The sequence below is a fragment of the Agarivorans sp. B2Z047 genome, assembly GCF_023373605.1.
GTDB lineage: Bacteria > Pseudomonadota > Gammaproteobacteria > Enterobacterales > Celerinatantimonadaceae > Agarivorans > Agarivorans albus.
The window spans coordinates 4,527,885-4,544,895 of record NZ_CP088080.1; the positions used below are offsets into that span (position 1 = coordinate 4,527,885).

The 17,011-nt window shown below is 45.4% G+C and carries 11 protein-coding genes; 7 read left to right on the plus strand and 4 right to left on the minus strand.

All coding sequences use genetic code 11. The features are described 5' to 3' along the window. Nucleotides 1-9: 9 nt before the first annotated feature. The 4 genes from LQZ07_RS20930 to LQZ07_RS20945 all read right to left on the minus strand — a co-directional run bounded on the left by LQZ07_RS20930 (nt 10) and on the right by LQZ07_RS20945 (nt 6,956). The gene (locus LQZ07_RS20930; RefSeq protein ID WP_152784231.1) at nt 10-996 is read right to left on the minus strand and encodes a carboxypeptidase-like regulatory domain-containing protein; all 987 of its coding nucleotides are present in this window, start codon (nt 994-996) and stop codon (nt 10-12) included. Between the two features lie 136 nt (nt 997-1,132). Then, nucleotides 1,133-2,464: a family 16 glycosylhydrolase gene (locus LQZ07_RS20935; protein ID WP_016401626.1), complete on the minus strand. Its 1,332-nt coding sequence runs from the start codon at nt 2,462-2,464 to the stop codon at nt 1,133-1,135. A 160-nt stretch (nt 2,465-2,624) separates the two neighbouring features. Next, complete coding sequence (locus tag LQZ07_RS20940) at nt 2,625-4,517, minus strand: hypothetical protein (RefSeq protein ID WP_152784229.1); 1,893 nt, start codon at nt 4,515-4,517, stop codon at nt 2,625-2,627. Between the two features lie 126 nt (nt 4,518-4,643). Then, entirely contained in the window at nt 4,644-6,956 is a 2,313-nt protein-coding gene (locus tag LQZ07_RS20945; RefSeq protein WP_152784227.1) for a hypothetical protein, read from the minus strand. Nucleotides 6,957-7,511: 555 nt separating this feature from the next. Between LQZ07_RS20945 and LQZ07_RS20950 the strand changes: the two genes are divergently transcribed. The 7 genes from LQZ07_RS20950 (at nt 7,512) to LQZ07_RS20980 (ending at nt 17,003) form a co-directional block, all read left to right on the plus strand. Next, nucleotides 7,512-9,149, plus strand: a complete 1,638-nt coding sequence (locus LQZ07_RS20950) for an ABC transporter substrate-binding protein (protein ID WP_152784225.1) — start codon at nt 7,512-7,514, stop codon at nt 9,147-9,149. Between the two features lie 48 nt (nt 9,150-9,197). Beyond that, nucleotides 9,198-10,172, plus strand: a complete 975-nt coding sequence (locus LQZ07_RS20955; RefSeq protein WP_152784223.1) for an ABC transporter permease — start codon at nt 9,198-9,200, stop codon at nt 10,170-10,172. 8 nt (nt 10,173-10,180) lie between these two features. Beyond that, nucleotides 10,181-11,119: an ABC transporter permease gene (locus tag LQZ07_RS20960; protein WP_152784221.1), complete on the plus strand. Its 939-nt coding sequence runs from the start codon at nt 10,181-10,183 to the stop codon at nt 11,117-11,119. After that, nucleotides 11,116-12,084 carry an ABC transporter ATP-binding protein gene (locus tag LQZ07_RS20965; protein ID WP_152784219.1) on the plus strand — a complete coding sequence of 323 codons (969 nt, stop codon included), beginning with the start codon at nt 11,116-11,118 and terminating at the stop codon, nt 12,082-12,084. The genes LQZ07_RS20960 and LQZ07_RS20965 overlap by 4 nt, the downstream gene beginning before the upstream one ends. Further along, entirely contained in the window at nt 12,081-13,064 is a 984-nt protein-coding gene (locus LQZ07_RS20970; RefSeq protein WP_152784217.1) for an ABC transporter ATP-binding protein, read from the plus strand. Before LQZ07_RS20965 ends, LQZ07_RS20970 begins: the two co-directional genes overlap by 4 nt. Nucleotides 13,065-13,130: 66 nt before the next feature. Then, nucleotides 13,131-16,562: a hypothetical protein gene (locus LQZ07_RS20975; RefSeq protein ID WP_152784215.1), complete on the plus strand. Its 3,432-nt coding sequence runs from the start codon at nt 13,131-13,133 to the stop codon at nt 16,560-16,562. A 15-nt stretch (nt 16,563-16,577) separates the two neighbouring features. Then, the gene (locus tag LQZ07_RS20980; RefSeq protein ID WP_040307117.1) at nt 16,578-17,003 is read left to right on the plus strand and encodes a WxcM-like protein; all 426 of its coding nucleotides are present in this window, start codon (nt 16,578-16,580) and stop codon (nt 17,001-17,003) included. Nucleotides 17,004-17,011: the final 8 nt, after the last annotated feature.

The following is a 17,011-nucleotide window of genomic DNA, read 5'->3' on the forward strand; positions in this document are numbered from 1 at the left end:
TCCAGCAATCTAATAACGGGCATAATTGTTATCATCGATCACACCTGGCGAGTAAAATGGCGCATTCCACCAGTTGGAGTTCCACACCGATATATATTGGTCTTCACTCAAGCTATCGCTAAAAATCACTACTGCTTCGTTGTCGGCTAAGGCTGGTGGCTGTGGTGCAGCGCTACTTGGTTGGCTAGTCACTAGCTCTTGGCTTAACATGTAAATATCTGTGAGCAACAAGCTATCACTGATGGTGCTATCAAAAATTAAGCCTAGCCAAGTTAGCTGGCTAAAGCCATAGGGCAGAGGAACTTCCATTTCTACCCAACCATCTTCTAATGGCGTGCCGCTGCTCAAGGCGTAAGCGACTTTAGATTCAGGATTGCTTGGCCCTTGCAATACCACCTCTACCGCAGTAAAGGAATTGGCTTTTATCTTAAATCTAAGGTGGGTATAAGCATCAATCGCTACCGCATTTTCAGGCTCATTCCCCCAGGCAATTGACGCTTTATTGCCCCAGGCGGTGCCACTGGTGATATTAACAACGCGACCCATACTTGCATCATCAAGGTCACTAATTACACTACCAGATCCCCAATTATCTCCCCAGTGTTCAATGTTATACGAGCTATCATTGTCGGAGTGAAAAACATATAAAGGCCCACTAACTGTTGGCAGCGCTTCTAAATTGATATTTAAGCTTAAGCCTTGCTCGCCAAGCTCTATAGATTGTTGGTGAGTTTGATAGCCAGCCAAACTCACGCTCAAGGAATAGCTACCAGCAGCTAGCTCAAAGCTAGAGTAACCTTGTTGATCACTTGTTTGAGCCTGCTCTGCAATGCTTACTTGAGCATCTGCTAATGGTAATTGGCTATTTGCATCCACTACCGTGACAGCAACTTGATAAGCGTTTTGTGGCTCGGGGTCTGTCTCGCTGCTGCCTCCACACCCCAGCATTAAGGCACAACATATTGCCAAAAAGTAAATTTTGAGCATTTCAATCATCACTAATATCCTTATTAATTTTAATAAATTTCAGGTGCAAAAGTGCCTACCCGATTGGGGACAGCAAGGCGAAAGGTAAAGCTTGGCTAAGCGCAAAAAGGCTTAGCCAAAAATGAAATAGCGCTTAAATCAGCGCTTATTTGAAGTGTTTACGACGAAAAACCAGCAGACCAGCTAAACCAAGCAAAGTTGCTAAGCCAAAGCTGCCACCACCCGAATCACCATCTGATTGACCATCAACAGGCTCACTGCTTGCTTGCACAGTAAAATCTAAACCATCGCGGGTGCTAAGTTGGCTATCAGCGTTATGCTCTAGGCTTACTTGCAGGGAGTAGCTGCCATCAAGCATTGACGCAGGGTCAAACTGCAAAGTGGTTCCCTGCATAATTGGACTAGGTAGTTCATCGGTTTGCCAATACAAACTGTAATTGTCGAGTGGCTCTTCACCCTGCTCAATGTTGGCAGTTACCGTAACCATGCCGGCAGCAGGGTCGACTAAGCGAGTATCATTACCTGCTTGAGTAAGGCTAAGTTCAACACTGGCTAAACTGTCGCTAGGCTCAGAATCATCGGCTCGGGGCGCATTCTCATCACAGTAGCTGGCGTCACTGCTATCGCTAAATTGGCAATGGGCAATGTAATCGACTTCCATAGTGGCAAGCGCTAAATTGGGATCGATAAAACCACCTAAATTGCCGCCCATAGCCAGATTAAGCAGTACAAACATAGGCTCTTGATATTGGTTGCAGCCACTAATATTCTGGCTAACTACCAAGGTCTCATCAACGTAAAAGTCTATTTTGTCTTCGCTCCACTCCATGGCGTATTTGTGCCAATTTAATACATCGCTACCACCGTTTGGATAAGTATAACGATGCTCTTCACCACAGCCTGATACATTAAAGAAGTTGGTAATATAGGTATTTGGCTCATTAGAAAACCATTCCCATACATCTATTTCACCTGCCCCAACATTTGGCCAATTTACATTATCGCCATCACCCTTTATTGGCTGCTCGGCAATGCGGTTTTCTAACATCCAAAACGCTGGCCAAGTACCCGCTTCTAGGTTGTGAAAACGGATCCTCGATTCAATACGACCATACAGAAACTCTCGTTTGTCTTTTGAATTTAAGCGCCCTGAGGTCCAGGTTTTTTGTTGACCGCCTAAAGTTGCACAGTTTTGAGTCTTTTTGCGGGCGATAATTTTTAAGCTACCTTCCGATACCTCATAGTTGCGCTCATCAGAGTAATCATCGTCGGTATAACATTGCACTTCGTTGTTATAGTTTGCTTGAGTTTGAGCGGTCCAATTGCTCCAATTTACCCGGCTACCATCAAAGGTGTCGATCCACTGTACTTCCCAGCCGGCTTGCGCCGATGAAGTAGCTGCAAAAAACAAACCAGCCAACAGCGTTGCTTTTTTAGCAACTGTAAAACGGCTTACTGCATCGTCTTGAGAAAACATCTTGCTTACTATCCTTGAGTTAAGCTGAGCCGTTTTGCTAGCCACGCAGATCGCAGCCGAGCAAAGGGCTAAATAAAAAAGGCGATGATCAAACAGGTTTAATCATCGCCTCTGGCTTACGCGCTAACGACTGGTACGCTAGCTAATGGTTAGAGGCGCTTTACTCCAACCAAGAAATGTTACGAATTTCTATGTTGCTTAAGGTTGGCGCACTGCCACCTGATTCAGCATAAAGATCCGCAATAGTGAACGGTGAGTTAACCACGCTAAGATCAGCAGCAGCAAAGTTAGAGAAGCTGCTTAAGCTAATAGTGTGTTCAACCCACTGGTCAGTTAGGGTGTAACCTTGGCCATCGTTAAAGCGAACCCAATGATTAGTGCCGCCCGAGGCCGTTGTTTGGAAACCAAGGTAGAAGCCATAAGCAGCATCGCCTTTAATTTCGAAAGTGATTTGGGTAGAGCTTGAAAGGTTACTAGTTTGTCCAGGAATACCTACGCCAGCTCCCCAACCCCAATCTTTGGCAGTAGCAGGATCTGAAGCAATGGTTAATACGCCAGTGGCATCATCGACACCAGCCCAAGCGGTAGCAGGGCTGTCCCAACCATAGGCAACCGCACCTTCGTATAAGGCAGTATTCAATACTACAAACTCACCTTCTTCAGGAGGGGTAACAACAGGTGCATAAGGAGGTGGTAAAATAGTCGCCATTAAAGTATCAAAGTCACCGCCAAAGCTAGCAGTAAACGACGATACATCACCGCGGGTTAAACCAGCGCTGTTTAAGGCCTCTACTTTATCCCAAGCTAGGTACTTAACATTGCCGTCAATATCAATTAAGCCAAAGTGTTTTTCTGAGTGGCCCGGGTTGCTTTCATCACCCTTCCATGGCTCGTCAAAGGCTTGGAAGAAAAACAGTGACGCACCAAAATCGTTAGAGAAAGTACGCATTGCATCATAAAATGCTTTTTGCTTGTACTCGTCGGCAGCTTGAGTGCCGCCGGCACCAAAGTTTTCATTTGAAACCGTAGACCAGCCCGTTTCACCGATGTGAATTTGCTTGCTCGAATCAATGGTATTGATAAAGTCTTGCGCCACTTTAATTTGTGACACGGTATGCAAGTAGGCTTTATCCATTGCTGAATCAACTTGCTCCTGCACGGTTAAATCTTGCTCGCTGGCAGGTACTTTCCAATCGGCAGAAAAAGTAGGGTCGTAAAGCGTGTCGTGGTGAGCGTAGGTATGTAAAGACACATAGTCTACTGCTTCAATCAATGCGATAAGATCTGCTTGTTCACCAATGTTGGCACTGTCGTCGATGCCTGCCCATACCGCATGGTTATCAGAACTGGTAATCCAAATATTGGCTACCGAAGGGTTCTCAGATTTCCATTGCTGTAAGTCGTTAACGTGACCAAGGATAATGCCAGGTACCACATGGTATTCCGCCCAATTAACCATTGCTTCATTACCCACCGCAATCACTTTGATGATTTCTGGGTAAGCTAAGGCAAGCTCTTTGGCTTTAGCCATTTCTAAAGCATTTTCAGGGTTCTCTTGATCGTGAATCACTGGTTGATCAGTCCATGAGTTTAGGGCATCAATCCATACCCCTAACTGCACGTACATTTCAAAAGATTCATCTTCGGCCATTAGCTCGGCAATGGCTTGTAATAGGTTCTCGGTATTGCTTTTACCATCAAGGCCAATGAAACCCTGAGTATTGTAGGTGCGGAGCATTTTTATGCCCATGGCCGATAAAATTTGCATGTCTTCTTTATGCATATCAACCGTAGGTACATTAACGCCACTTTCTCTTACTGTTGAACGCCAAGCACCATAAGAAATAGCCAAGTAATCGGGGTTACCCAAGATTACATCGCCGTTTAGAGCGCTAGGATAAACGCTACCAAGGCCAGGTTGAGGAGCAAGCTCGGTGCCTGTTCCTGGACCTGTGCCCGGATCACCCAAATCATTCAGTGGCTCATCGGCACAAGCCACCATTAATACCGACATGGCGGCCAGCAAAATTGATTTTAAACTACATATTTTCATCTTTTTTCCACCAGTTAAATTGAAACAATTAACCTGATACTTCCTTGAAAATGAGAATACGTTTAGCGCATTCTCGGTGACGAATAAATGCAGGGGCACTTAGCAAAATGCCCCTGCAATCTAAGCTTACGGTTGAGCGCTAAAGCTGATGTTGTCGAAATACATAACGGTATCAGCAGGGCGAACCTCTACGATGGGGTCATCAAAGTCTGGGAATACCACAATTTCAACCATATCTCCTTGTGCAGCAGCTGCGGCAAACTCTGGGTGCTGACTAAAATCAAAAGTCAGCTCTTCCCATTCACCCACCTTAGTATTGCTCGCAAGAATCTCTGCTCCCCATTGGTTAGCCGCTGCTAACTTAAGGCGTACTGCGCTGATTTTGTCTTTATAAACCATCATTTTCACAGTGCTGTTGCTAGCGTTAAGCTCAAAACCTTCTACTGATCTAGTCACTGTGCCAGCCCATGGTGCTCCCGCTGCGCGAGCGGTAATTTTGGCCACCGTAGCAGAGCCGTTAATGCCAGAAGTATCAGGGTTAGCAACAAACTCAATAACTGGGTTGTCGTCGTTTTCAAATACTTCCCAACTCAGTGTTTTGGTTTCGAAGTCTATGCCTTCATCAATGGTTACAGTGTTGTCATCACCAGCGATTGGCGCTTCGCTACCGCCAGTGGAAGAGACTTGAACGTTGTCGACTAAGTATTTAGAACCGATGCCTGTTCCCCATGCTGGAAAAATCATCACTACGTCAATAGCGCTTGGATCTAGTCCTGCATTTTGTAACTCCGCTAAGTCAAAGCTGTAGTGCTTCCAAGTATCTAGCTCTGGAAGCTCGGCTAAGCTCAGTTCAGCAAAGTTAGTTCCGCCGTTTGATTCAACTTTAAACTTCCAATCGGTTGCGCCACCTTCAGCGGTCAATTTCAAGTCAAAAGAGATAGACCCACCGTTTGCCCAAGCACTCGCATCAATAGGCGATCCGTTGGTAGCGCCGTGATCGGCACGGCTACTAAAGCCATTAACCTGTTCGCCAACTACTTCTAACTCGGTGGCTGCTCCATAGCTATCATCGCTATCGGTCACCACGGCTGGTGTGGTACCGCCACAACAATCCCAGGCGATCCAACTTGGGTTGGCGGCATCATTGAAAATTACCACTGAGTCACCTTCAGGCGGGTCAACTGGGTCAACTGGGTCAACTGGGTCAACTGGGTCAACTGGGTCAACTGGGTCAGTAGTGTCTTCTTGCTCTACAAAGGTCACGTCATCCCAGTAAAAAACTTTGTCTTCACTGGCTTCCACTAAGAAGTCGAAGAAAATTGATTTTTTGTTAAAGGTAAATTCTGGATTAAGTTGCTGGGTACCATCTGCAACATTGGTAAAGTCGAAGCTAAGTTTTTCCCAGGCAGACGCCACAGTAGTGTAAACAAGTACCTCGGCAGTTTGTGTATCGTCGTCTGCATTCTCTACTTTAAGCAGCACTGGTACGCCCGATTCTGGTGAATACACCCACACACTTATAATGCTGCGATCTTGGGTAATGGCTAAGGTGGCCGTATCGCCCAGTGTGGTGCCAGCCCAGTCTTCTGCAGCCGCTGCTTTGGTAGTTTTAATTACCGTAGCACTAGTGCTGTAAGCGGTAATGCCATTTAAGGCTGGATTAGCTGCGGCTAACTCGGTTACCGCACCACCAAAATCTGTCATGGGTAAATCTAATGATAGTTTTGTTCCGCTGTCAGCATCTGGGTTAGTTGGTTCTACCGGATCAACAGGGTCGGTGGTATTACCGTCTGCCACAAACTCTACATTGTCTACGCGGTAAACTGCGCCTTCACCTTCTCCCCAAGCTGGGTAGATTAAGATGTTATCAATGCTGCTTAGGTCTAAACCTTGGGTCGCTAAGTCTGCAAGGTTCACACTAACGTGCTGCCAAGTATCTAACACCGGCGCGGTGATCATTATTTCAACTTCTTCACCACCGGCGTCATTTTGAATGCCGCCATTACTTTCTAATTTTACCGCCCAGTTCACATCGCCTGGGCTGGCTGTCATTTTAAGGTCAAACTCCAAAGTACCAGTGCTTTCCATTGCACTTGCATCTAGAGCACCACGCTCACTATCACGTACAAAACCTAAAACCGCTGGCTGAGCATTAATCGCAAACTCGGTGACCATGCCGTAGTCACTAAGCTCAATTGGATTCGTTGGTGTGGTACCACCACAGCAGTCCCATGCAGGCCAATAAGGGTTCACTGCATCATTAAACACCAGCAGGTCGTTGCCTACTGGATCAGTTGGCTCAACTGGATCGGTAGGCTCTACTGGATTTGCGGGGGTTTCGCCATTTACTACTTCGTCAGCACAACCACTTAACGCAAGAGCCAAAGCGGCAGCTAATACCGTATTGGCCAGTTTGAATTTGCTATTTGTCACTGTCATTCCATGTGTCCTTGATAGTTATTAACATCATGTTTTAACTAAAAAACGGATTGTTTTTGGCCCCCAAAAAAGAAAGCGCTTACTTTTCATTGCTAAAAAAATGACTTTTCAGCCAGTGTTCTTGTCCATGAATTTGTTTAGAGCGCAATGCTACATCGCCATTACACGTATAAATAAACAACAGCTAACGGAATCTGTACAGCGTTACTGCAAGGCTTAATTAAAAATATTGAGGCTCATCACGAAAAGTAAGCGCTTTCAAAATATTATTCATACAAATCCTATGAAAAGCTTATCAAGATCCAACATGCATGACTTAAACTCCAAGAAAATCGTGTACTTTCCACTCATAAACACCCCTAATTAGGTAAAAATAGAGCTAAATGTGACCTGAGTAGAAAAATAACCGACTTTAGATTGCCTACATTTCGATTCTAAAATAGAGTGCCACAAAAGAAAGCGCTTTCTTTTTGGTTTTTAAGACTTATAGTGTGGGCCTTAAGGATTAATAAGAAAGCGTACCTAGCGAGAGTGCCGATAAAAAAGGATTATCTAATGCAGAGTAAAACGGTTTTATCTTCAATTATTTGCGGTTTAATGTTGTCATCAGGAAGCGCAATAGCCAGCGATGTTAAACAAGGCGGAACCCTTACCGTACCCATCATTGGTACTGGTTTTGTAGAAAACTACAACCCTTATACTTCTAAAGACTTATTACATGGTGTGATGTTTGAACCATTAATGGTCTTCAACAATATGACCGGTAACACTGAGTGGCGCCTGGCTAAATCAGCTGAATATTCCGACGATCTTAAAACCATTAAGCTCACCCTTCGTGATGGTTTAACATGGTCTGATGGCAGCCCTCTTACTGCTAAAGATGTAGCTTATAGCTTCACCATGACCAAAGAAAATGGTGCATTTGACCAACGGGGTATTTGGACCGAAGGCAACCTAATTAGCATTGAAGCAACGAATGAGACAACGGTAGAGTTTAAGTTAAACCAGGCTGATTCAACCTTTATCTGGAACCTAGAGAAATACCATATCATTCCAGAAAAGGTGTGGAGTAAAGTAAGTGACTTAACCACCTTCACAAACCCCAACCCTATTGGTAGCGGTCCAATGACCGAAGTGAAGTATATAAAAACCCAGCAAATGGAGTTGTGCCGCAACCCCAACTATTACCTGGAAGGTTTGCCTCACCTAGATTGTATTACCTACCGCTCTTACAACGATAACTCGCAAATCCAGCCCGCTTTAATGAAAGGCGAAATTGACTGGGGTTCAAACTTTATTGCTGATATCGACAATACCTTTGTTGCGGCAAGCCCAGAAAATCATCATTACTGGTACCCAGCAAACGATGCTATTCATTTATACGTAAATACAAAAGAAGCGCCTTTTAGCGATTTAGAATTACGTAAAGCCTTATCAATGGCTTTAGACCGTGAAGCGATTGTAGATATCGCGGCCTATGGTTACCCAACGGTTAACTTTAATGCCGGTGGTATTGGTGAACTATACAGCACTTATATTGATGCCGACGTTACCGCTAAGTACAAAGACTTAACCACTTACAACCCAGACAAAGCTAACCAAATGTTAGATGCAGCTGGCTATGTAGATAAAAGTGGCGATGGCTTCCGCCAAACCAAAGACGGTAAGCGCATCGAGTTTGATATTGAAGTAGTAAACGGCTGGACCGATTGGATCCAAGTAGTACAAATGGTTACCGAATACTTCGAAGAAGTAGGCATTAAAGCCAATGTGAAAACCGTTGATTGGGCAGTGTATGACTCGTCACTAAAAGACAGTAAATACAAAATGTCGATTAACTGGTCGCTAGTAGCTACCCACCCTATTTTGGCTTACCAAGATTACTACTCAAGTTCGCGCATTGGTAAAACGTGGCATGGTGGTCATGGTGTTCACTCACCAGAAATTGACGCCCTAATTGATGGCTTTGGCAAAACTAACGACACTGCAGAACAGGCCGACATCATCAAGCAGCTGCAAGTATTTAGCGCAGAGAACTTACCTTTCATTCCGCTATTTTCTAATCCAACTTGGTTCCAATACAACAGCTCCAAAATTGTTGGTTGGCCAAACGCAGAAAACCCATATGTACAGCCAGTATGGTACGACGGTGGTAAACGAGTGTTAATCATTAACAATCTTCACCTTAAGTAACACAACTGTAGAGAGCCACTGGTTGGCTCTCTTACTTTGGAAAATATTATGAGTTTTTTATTACGCCGACTGGGCTTTTACTTCACAGCCTTCTTGATCGCCATCTCCTTTAACTTTTTGTTACCCCGGTTAATGCCAGGCGATCCAGTTGACGCATTATTTGCAGCAGCTCAAGGCAGAATGGATCCCGCGCAAATGGACGCGGTAAGAGAAATGTATGGTTTTATGGATGGCTCGGTTTTTGAGCAATACATTGCCTACATTAAAAGTGTATTTACCTTGGATTTAGGTCCTTCAGTATTAATGTTCCCAGTGGGAGTAACTGAAGTGATAGGTATGGCCCTGCCGTGGACCATGTTCCTAGCCCTAGGTTCATTGATTGTAGCGCTAATTATTGGGGTATCAATTGGCACCTACGCTTCTTATAGACGTGAAGGTTTTTTTGGTCAGGTATTTCCGCCGGTACTCGCCTTTATTAGTAATTTCCCGTACATCGTAACCGCATTATTGCTGTTCTACTTTTTTGGTTTGCAGTTAGAGCTGCTGCCACTGGCTTATACCTACGACCCTACCTTAGAACCTGCTTTTAGTTGGGAGTTTATTGGTAGCGTACTTAAACACGCCATATTACCCATGGGGTCTATGGTTGTGGTAGGCATTGCCACCTGGGTTTTTAACATGCGTAACGCCATGATTAATGTGCTGGGTGAAGACTATGTGACGATGGCAGAAGCCAAAGGTCTATCGAGCTTTCGGGTAATGTATCGCTACGCTGGGCGTAACGCGATCTTACCGGTAGCTACCGCTATTGCCATGGCCATTGGTTTTTCATTTGCCGGCTCAATCATGACCGAGGTGGTGTTTAACTACCAAGGCTTAGGCAACATCTTGCTTAAAGGTATTGTGGCGCGCGACTACCCGCTTATTCAGGCTATTTTGCTCATTCTTGTTACTGCGGTACTTACTGCAAACTTCATCGCCGACTTGTTGTATGTCTGGCTTGATCCCCGTATTTCGAAGTAGGTTTTACTATGGAACATCATCACAACTCCGCTAAGTGGCGCCAAGTATTAGCCAAGTGTTTAGCCTTTTTTCATGGTAATCCACCGGCAATTATTGGCGGATTACTAGCTACAATTATTTTGCTCGGTGCACTATTTGCTCCAGCAATTGCAACACACGATCCACAAAAACGTGTATCCAGACCTCACCAAGCGCCAAGTGCCGAATACATTATGGGCACAACCCGTAACGGCCGCGACGTTTTTAGCCAAGTGCTTTATGGCGCGCGTAAGTCACTTACTGTTGCCATCACTGCTGGCATTATTGCCATGAGCATAGCGGTAGCCGTTGGCGTTAGCTCTGGTTACTTTGGAGGCAAAATTGACGAGTGGTTAAACTTCATCACCAATGTATTTTTGGTTTTTCCGCAACTGCCGCTATTGATTGTGTTGGCTGCCTTTCTTGGGCAGGTGGGCTCCTTAGTGATAACCGTGCTGCTGGGGGTCACCTCCTGGCCATGGGGCGCTAGGGTTATCAGAGCCCAAACCATGGCAATACGAAACAAAGAGTTCATCATTTCGGCCGAGGTAATGGGCGAATCCAAGCTGCGCATCATCTTAGTGGAAATTCTTCCTAACTTGGTTTCTATCGTATTTGGTGGCTTTTTGGGTACGGTGATTTACGCCATGGGCTCTGAGGCCGGTTTAGGCATATTAGGTTTAGGCGACGCCACCGAAGTTAGCTGGGGCTCTATGCTCTACTGGGCGCAAGTTTCTTCTTCTCTCTACACCGGCGCATGGTGGGAGATGTTAGTACCAGCCTTAGCTCTAGCCTTTACCGGTGGTGCGCTAGCGCTAATTAACATGTCAATTGACCAAGTAAGTAATCCAAAACTTAAAACTGGTCCGCACCTAAAAGTATGGAAAAAACTGCAAAAAGCAGCCAATCAACGTCGAGGTTTAGCATGAGCCAAGCATTACTAGAGATTAACAACCTAAGCGTTGACTATGTTTCACCCAATGGCATTGCTCGCGCGGTAAACAATGTAAGTTTAAGCATTGCCCCAGGCGAGACCCTTGGCCTAGCTGGTGAGTCGGGTTGCGGTAAAAGCACCCTCGCCTTCGCGATTTCCCGTTTACATAAAGCACCCGCGCTAATCCCTGAAGGAGAAATCCTTTATAAGGGCAAGGACGTGCTGAAAATGAACGATAAACAGCTACGGGCATTTCGCTGGAATGACACCTCGGTAGTATTCCAAAGTGCCATGAACTCACTTAACCCAGTAATCACCATTGGTGAACAGTTAACCGATGTTATTTGGGCTCACAAGCAAGTCAGCCTAAAACAGGCTAACGAAAAAGCCACTGAGTTGCTGTCGGTAGTGGGTATTCATGGCGACCGCTTAAAAAGCTTCCCTCACCAATTAAGTGGTGGCATGCGCCAACGCGTTGTTATCGCTATCGCCTTAGCGCTAGAGCCAAAGCTAATCATTATGGATGAACCAACCACTGCTCTAGACGTAGTGGTTGAACGAGAGATCCTTAATGAGCTTTACGATCTAAAAGAGAAGTTTGGCTTCTCGATTTTGTTCATTAGCCACGACTTAAGCTTAATGGGCGAAATAGCCGACCGTATTGGAGTTATGTACGCCGGTAACTTGATTGAAATTGGCGACGCCAAAACAGTATTTAACCAGCCTAGCCACCCTTATACCAAAGGTTTGGTTTCGTCGTTCCCAACCATTCATGGGCCAAAAGAGCGCTTATACGGGATCCCAGGCGACCCGGTAAACCTGCTCAAATTACCTAGCGGCTGTAACTTTCAAGCACGCTGTAACGATTGTGTAGAAAACTGTAAAAGCGATGAACCGATTTTGCGCGCACAAGCTAGCGGTGTTCATGCTGCTTGTCATATTTTGGAGGTTCAAAAATGAGCGTAGTAAGCGAAAATCAAACCGTACTTGCGGTAGAAAACTTAATTAAAGACTTTCCCATTGGTTTATCGTCTAACCCAAATAACCTAATGCGGGCAGTTAACGATGTATCTTTTGAGCTTAAAAAGGGCCAAGCCTTAGCGATTGTTGGTGAGTCTGGCTCCGGTAAAAGTACCGGTGCTCGGGTGCTAACACGCATCTATGAGAAAAATGGCGGTGACATCCTATTTAAGGGCCTGCCTTTGGATGAGTTTGTAAAACAACATGGTTCGCTAGAATATGCTCGCCAAGTACAAATGATCTTCCAAGACCCCTTTGGCTCACTTAACCCGGTACATTCAATCTACCACCATATTGCTCGCCCCTTGCTAATTCACAAACGCGCCAGCAAAAAAGAACTGCGCAACAAGGTTTACGAGTTGCTCGATTTAGTAGGCCTTTCGCCAGTAGTGGAAACCGCCGAGAAATACCCCCATGAGCTAAGTGGTGGTCAACGCCAGCGGGTTGCTATTGCCCGCGCACTAGCGGTTGACCCAGAAGTTATCTTAGCTGACGAGCCGATTTCGATGTTAGACGTATCGGTGCGCTTGGGCATTTTGAACCTTATGGCCGATTTAAAAGACAAACGTGGCATCAGTTTCATGTACATCACTCATGATATTGCTACCGCGCGCTACTTTGCAGAAAAGACTGCTGTTATGTACGTAGGCCACATGGTGGAATGGGGCAACAGTGACAAAGTAACCCAAACGCCCCAGCACCCTTACACCAAGCTATTACTGTCGGCGGTGCCAGAAGCAAGTAAAAGTGGCCACCGTGAACTAGGTGCCAAAAAGGGAGACATTCCTATGTGGCACCCTAATTCAGTGGGTTGCCCATTTTCCGCGCGTTGTCCAAATGCATTGGACAAGTGTAATCAAGCATTTCCAGAAGTGACTCAAATTGCCGACGATCACTTCATACGTTGTTTTAACGTTTAACAAGAATTTTTTTTGCGCTGCAAAGTAAGCGCTTACATGGATTTTAAGCTAATGAAAGAAGAAAACATGGATACATTAACAAAAGACATCACCGGAGAGTTTGTCTCTATTGATGGTGATAAATACTACCAAATCAAAAACGTCGATCAGATGGCCCCGTTTTTTATCAGTGTGGTTTCAGCCAGCGACCATTGGTTATTCATCTCTTCAACCGGTTGTTTATCGGCAGGGCGCATTCGCCCAGAGAACGCTTTGTTTCCCTATAAGTCTGTGGATTACATCCATGAGAATGCTGAAAACACCGGCAGCAAAACTATTGTAAAAGTAACGAGCGAAGCAGGCATCCAACAGTGGGAACCCTTCAATCAACACCACGATAGCTTGTACCAATTGCGTCGCAATATTTATAAAAACGTTGCGGGAGACAAAATCATCTTTGAAGAGCTCAACTTTGATTTAGGTTTAAGCTTTAAGTACCAATGGAGCAGCAGCGAAAAGTTTGGTTTTATTCGCCAAGCAACACTCACCAACACCACTCATAAAACCCGTGAAATTGAGCTAGTGGATGGCATTCAAAACTTACTGCCGTCGAATACGCCGTTCTCGATTATGCAAGGCAGCAGCGCCCTGCTTGATGCCTACAAATGGAATGAGCGCGAAGCCAACTCTAGCCTAGCCACTTACAGCTTATACGCTAAATTGAGCGACCGCGCAGAGCCTGCAGAATCACTGTTAGCAACTAGCGTATTCTCGCTAGCAGAAAACTGCCAATCAATTCTGCTGTCTAGCCAGCAGTTAGCTGCATTTCGCCGTGGCAGCTCAGTAGAAGATGAGCAACTAACACGAGGAGTAAGGGGCTCTTATTTCATTCATAAAAAGCTAACACTTGCCGCCGCTGCTCAGGATAGCTGGAGCATTGTCGCCGACGTTGACCAATCACACGCTCAGTTAGCAGAGTTGCAGCAGCAAATCAGCAAGCCGCAACAACTTGAGCAAGCGGTGATGGCATCGGTTGAACAAAACCACCAAGAACTGCTTAAGCTAATGGCGGGCAGCGATGCTTACCAAAAAACCGCAGAAGATGAGACCAGCGTACACCACTACGCCAACGTTTTATTTAACAACATGCGCGGCGGTGTAGTTGTTGACCAATATTGGGTAGAAAGTGCAGATTTTGTAAAAACCCTAAAAAATGCCAATACCCAAGTCGCACTAGACCAAGCAAGCTTTTTAGATAGCTTGCCAGCCAAGATTAACTACGACGAGCTATTATCCTTAGCCGCTAAACAAAATAGCCCGCAATTATTGCGTTTGTGCCACGAGTACTTACCGCTAACTTTTGGCCGTCGCCACGGCGACCCAAGCCGCCCTTGGAACCATTTCGAAATAAAGTTAAAAGATAACCAAGGCAATCGTTTATTGTCTTACCAAGGTAACTGGCGTGACATTTTCCAAAACTGGGAAGCACTAGGTGTAAGCTACCCAAGCTTTATTAAGAGCTTTATTGCCAAGTTTGTGAATGCCTCAACCATTGACGGCTACAACCCTTACCGCATAACTAAAGCAGGGGTAGATTGGGAGTTATTGGAATCTGACGACCCATGGAGCAACATTGGTTACTGGGGCGATCACCAAATCATTTATTTGCTTAAGTTTTTGGAGCAGTCAGACAAATACCAACCTGCAGAGCTAAAAGCCCTGCTAGATACAGAGATCTTTAGCTACGCCAATGTGCCTTACGAGATTTCTTCAGCAGAAGCTATTTTTGCCGACGCCAAAAACACCGTTGAATTTAACGAAAACAAACAGAAAATCATTGAAAGTCGCCAAAGCGTAATGGGCAGCGATGCTCGATTATTACTAGACCAGAACCAAGAAGTCTACTTAGCAAACTTGGCTGAAAAACTATTAGTTCCACTGCTCGCTAAGCTAGGAAACTTAGTGCTAGACGGCGGTATTTGGTTAAATACCCAACGCCCAGAATGGAACGATGCCAACAACGCGATTGTGGGTACAGGCTTGTCCATGGTAACCCTTTATTACATGCGTCGTTATGTTGCCTTTATGCAAAAACTATTTGCCGACAACAAGCAATACGCCATGTCTAAAGAGCTCGCCGAGTGGTTAAGTGCTAGCAGTAAAATTTTACAAGAGGCTAGCCAACTAGTAGCGGCCGCTCCGGTAAGCGAGATCCAACGTAACCAAGTATTACGTGATTTAGCCAAGGCAGCAGCAGATTATCGCCAGTATGTATACCAACATGGCTTCTCAGGCAAAGTAACCGTAAGCGCTGAAGACATTCAAGCGTTGCTTGCTCCAAGTCTAGAGATTATGGATAAGAGCATTGCCAGCAACTACCGTAACGACGGTTTGTACAACGCTTACAACATCATTAACTATAAACAAGATGAAGTGGCTGTAGATTACCTCTACCCAATGCTAGAAGGCCAAGTCGCGGTATTGTCTGCCGGAGTACTCACGCCAGACGAAGCCGTTCACTTGCTTGATAAGTTATATAACAGCAGCATGTTCCGCGCCGATCAAAACACCTTTATGTTATATCCCGATCGTGATTTAGCGGGCTTTGCCAACAAAAACCGAATCGTAGCTGCGCGTGTTGCGGGGAACCCTGCTCTGCAAATCATGCTTGAGAAAAACGACCCACGTATTGTTGAGCAAGATAACCAAGGCCACTACCATTTCAATGCAGATTTCGAAAATGCCGGCGCATTAGCGGCAGCCATCGCGGTTGCAAAAGCAGATTACCCAGAGATCGCCGACCAAGCTTGGCAAGACATTTTTGCCATTTATGAAGAAGTATTTAACCACCAAGCCTTTACTGGTCGCTCTGGCACCATGTTTGGCTATGAAGGCTTAGGTTCGATTTACTGGCATATGGTGTCTAAGTTATTGTTAGCGGTACAAGAGAACTACTTTGCCGCCTACAACCTTGACCCGCACTCCTTAGCAACTCAACAATTGGCTGAGTACTACTACAAAGTGCGTGCAGGCATTGGCTTTAACAAATCGCCAGAGGTGTATGGCGCCTTCCCAACCGACCCTTACTCGCATACTCCTAAACAAGCCGGTGCACAGCAACCAGGCATGACTGGGCAAGTGAAGGAAGAAATTCTCACCCGCTTTGGCGAGCTGGGTATTCTGGTAGAACAAGGTAAAATTAGTATCAAACCTTCACTACTTAAAAGCAGCGAGTTCTTAAGCGCTGCCGATGAATACCAATACATTGACCCACAAGGCAATACACAAAGCCTAGCACTAGAAGCAAAGCAATTAGCCTTCACCTATTGCCAAGTACCATTTATTTACGCCAGCACAGAGCAAAGCCAAGGCCAGCTTGTGGTGAGTTATAAAAATGGTGAACAGTGGTCAAGCGAGTCCTTAGAGATGAGCGAAGAACTCAGTAAGCAAATCTTTGAACGTAGCGGACAAGTGGCCAAGGTGTTTGTTTCGGTGCCAAGCCAAATGTTACTGAGCTAAACAAGAGGAAAAATAGTGAACAGCCACCTAGTAGAGGTGTCTGATTACAACGCGGCGGGATATGCTCCCGTCGTGGATTTTCAGACCTGGCGAGTCGCCATATTAAACTACATTGATGAGCTCGAAACTGAGCTCATCGACAACTTTCAGTGTCACTTAGCAACCGATGAAGTGTTTGTTTTACTTGAGGGAAAGTGCATTCTATTTTGCGCCGAAACCACTCAAGGAAAGCTCGGAGAGATTGTTGCAACCGACATGCAAGCCGGAAAGCTTTACAACATTAAGCAAGGGGTTTACCACACTCATACACTAAGCCAAGACGCCAAAGTGCTGATTGTAGAAAACCAAGATACTAACGATAACAACTCACCTAAAATCACCGTTTCTGGTGATATTCAGCAACAACTTAGCCACCTAAAAGCCCAGCTTTGGGGCAGCTAAAATCCTGT

What these genes read in the sequence shown, in the direction of transcription:
- LQZ07_RS20930 (WP_152784231.1), bottom strand. Translation starts at nt 996, where the DNA reads ATGATTGAAATGCTCAAAATTTACTTTTTGGCAATATGTTGTGCCTTA.
- LQZ07_RS20935 (WP_016401626.1), bottom strand. Translation starts at nt 2,464, where the DNA reads ATGTTTTCTCAAGACGATGCAGTAAGCCGTTTTACAGTTGCTAAAAAA.
- LQZ07_RS20940 (WP_152784229.1), bottom strand. Translation starts at nt 4,517, where the DNA reads ATGAAAATATGTAGTTTAAAATCAATTTTGCTGGCCGCCATGTCGGTA.
- LQZ07_RS20945 (WP_152784227.1), bottom strand. Translation starts at nt 6,956, where the DNA reads ATGACAGTGACAAATAGCAAATTCAAACTGGCCAATACGGTATTAGCT.
- LQZ07_RS20950 (WP_152784225.1), top strand. Translation starts at nt 7,512, where the DNA reads ATGCAGAGTAAAACGGTTTTATCTTCAATTATTTGCGGTTTAATGTTG.
- LQZ07_RS20955 (WP_152784223.1), top strand. Translation starts at nt 9,198, where the DNA reads ATGAGTTTTTTATTACGCCGACTGGGCTTTTACTTCACAGCCTTCTTG.
- LQZ07_RS20960 (WP_152784221.1), top strand. Translation starts at nt 10,181, where the DNA reads ATGGAACATCATCACAACTCCGCTAAGTGGCGCCAAGTATTAGCCAAG.
- LQZ07_RS20965 (WP_152784219.1), top strand. Translation starts at nt 11,116, where the DNA reads ATGAGCCAAGCATTACTAGAGATTAACAACCTAAGCGTTGACTATGTT.
- LQZ07_RS20970 (WP_152784217.1), top strand. Translation starts at nt 12,081, where the DNA reads ATGAGCGTAGTAAGCGAAAATCAAACCGTACTTGCGGTAGAAAACTTA.
- LQZ07_RS20975 (WP_152784215.1), top strand. Translation starts at nt 13,131, where the DNA reads ATGGATACATTAACAAAAGACATCACCGGAGAGTTTGTCTCTATTGAT.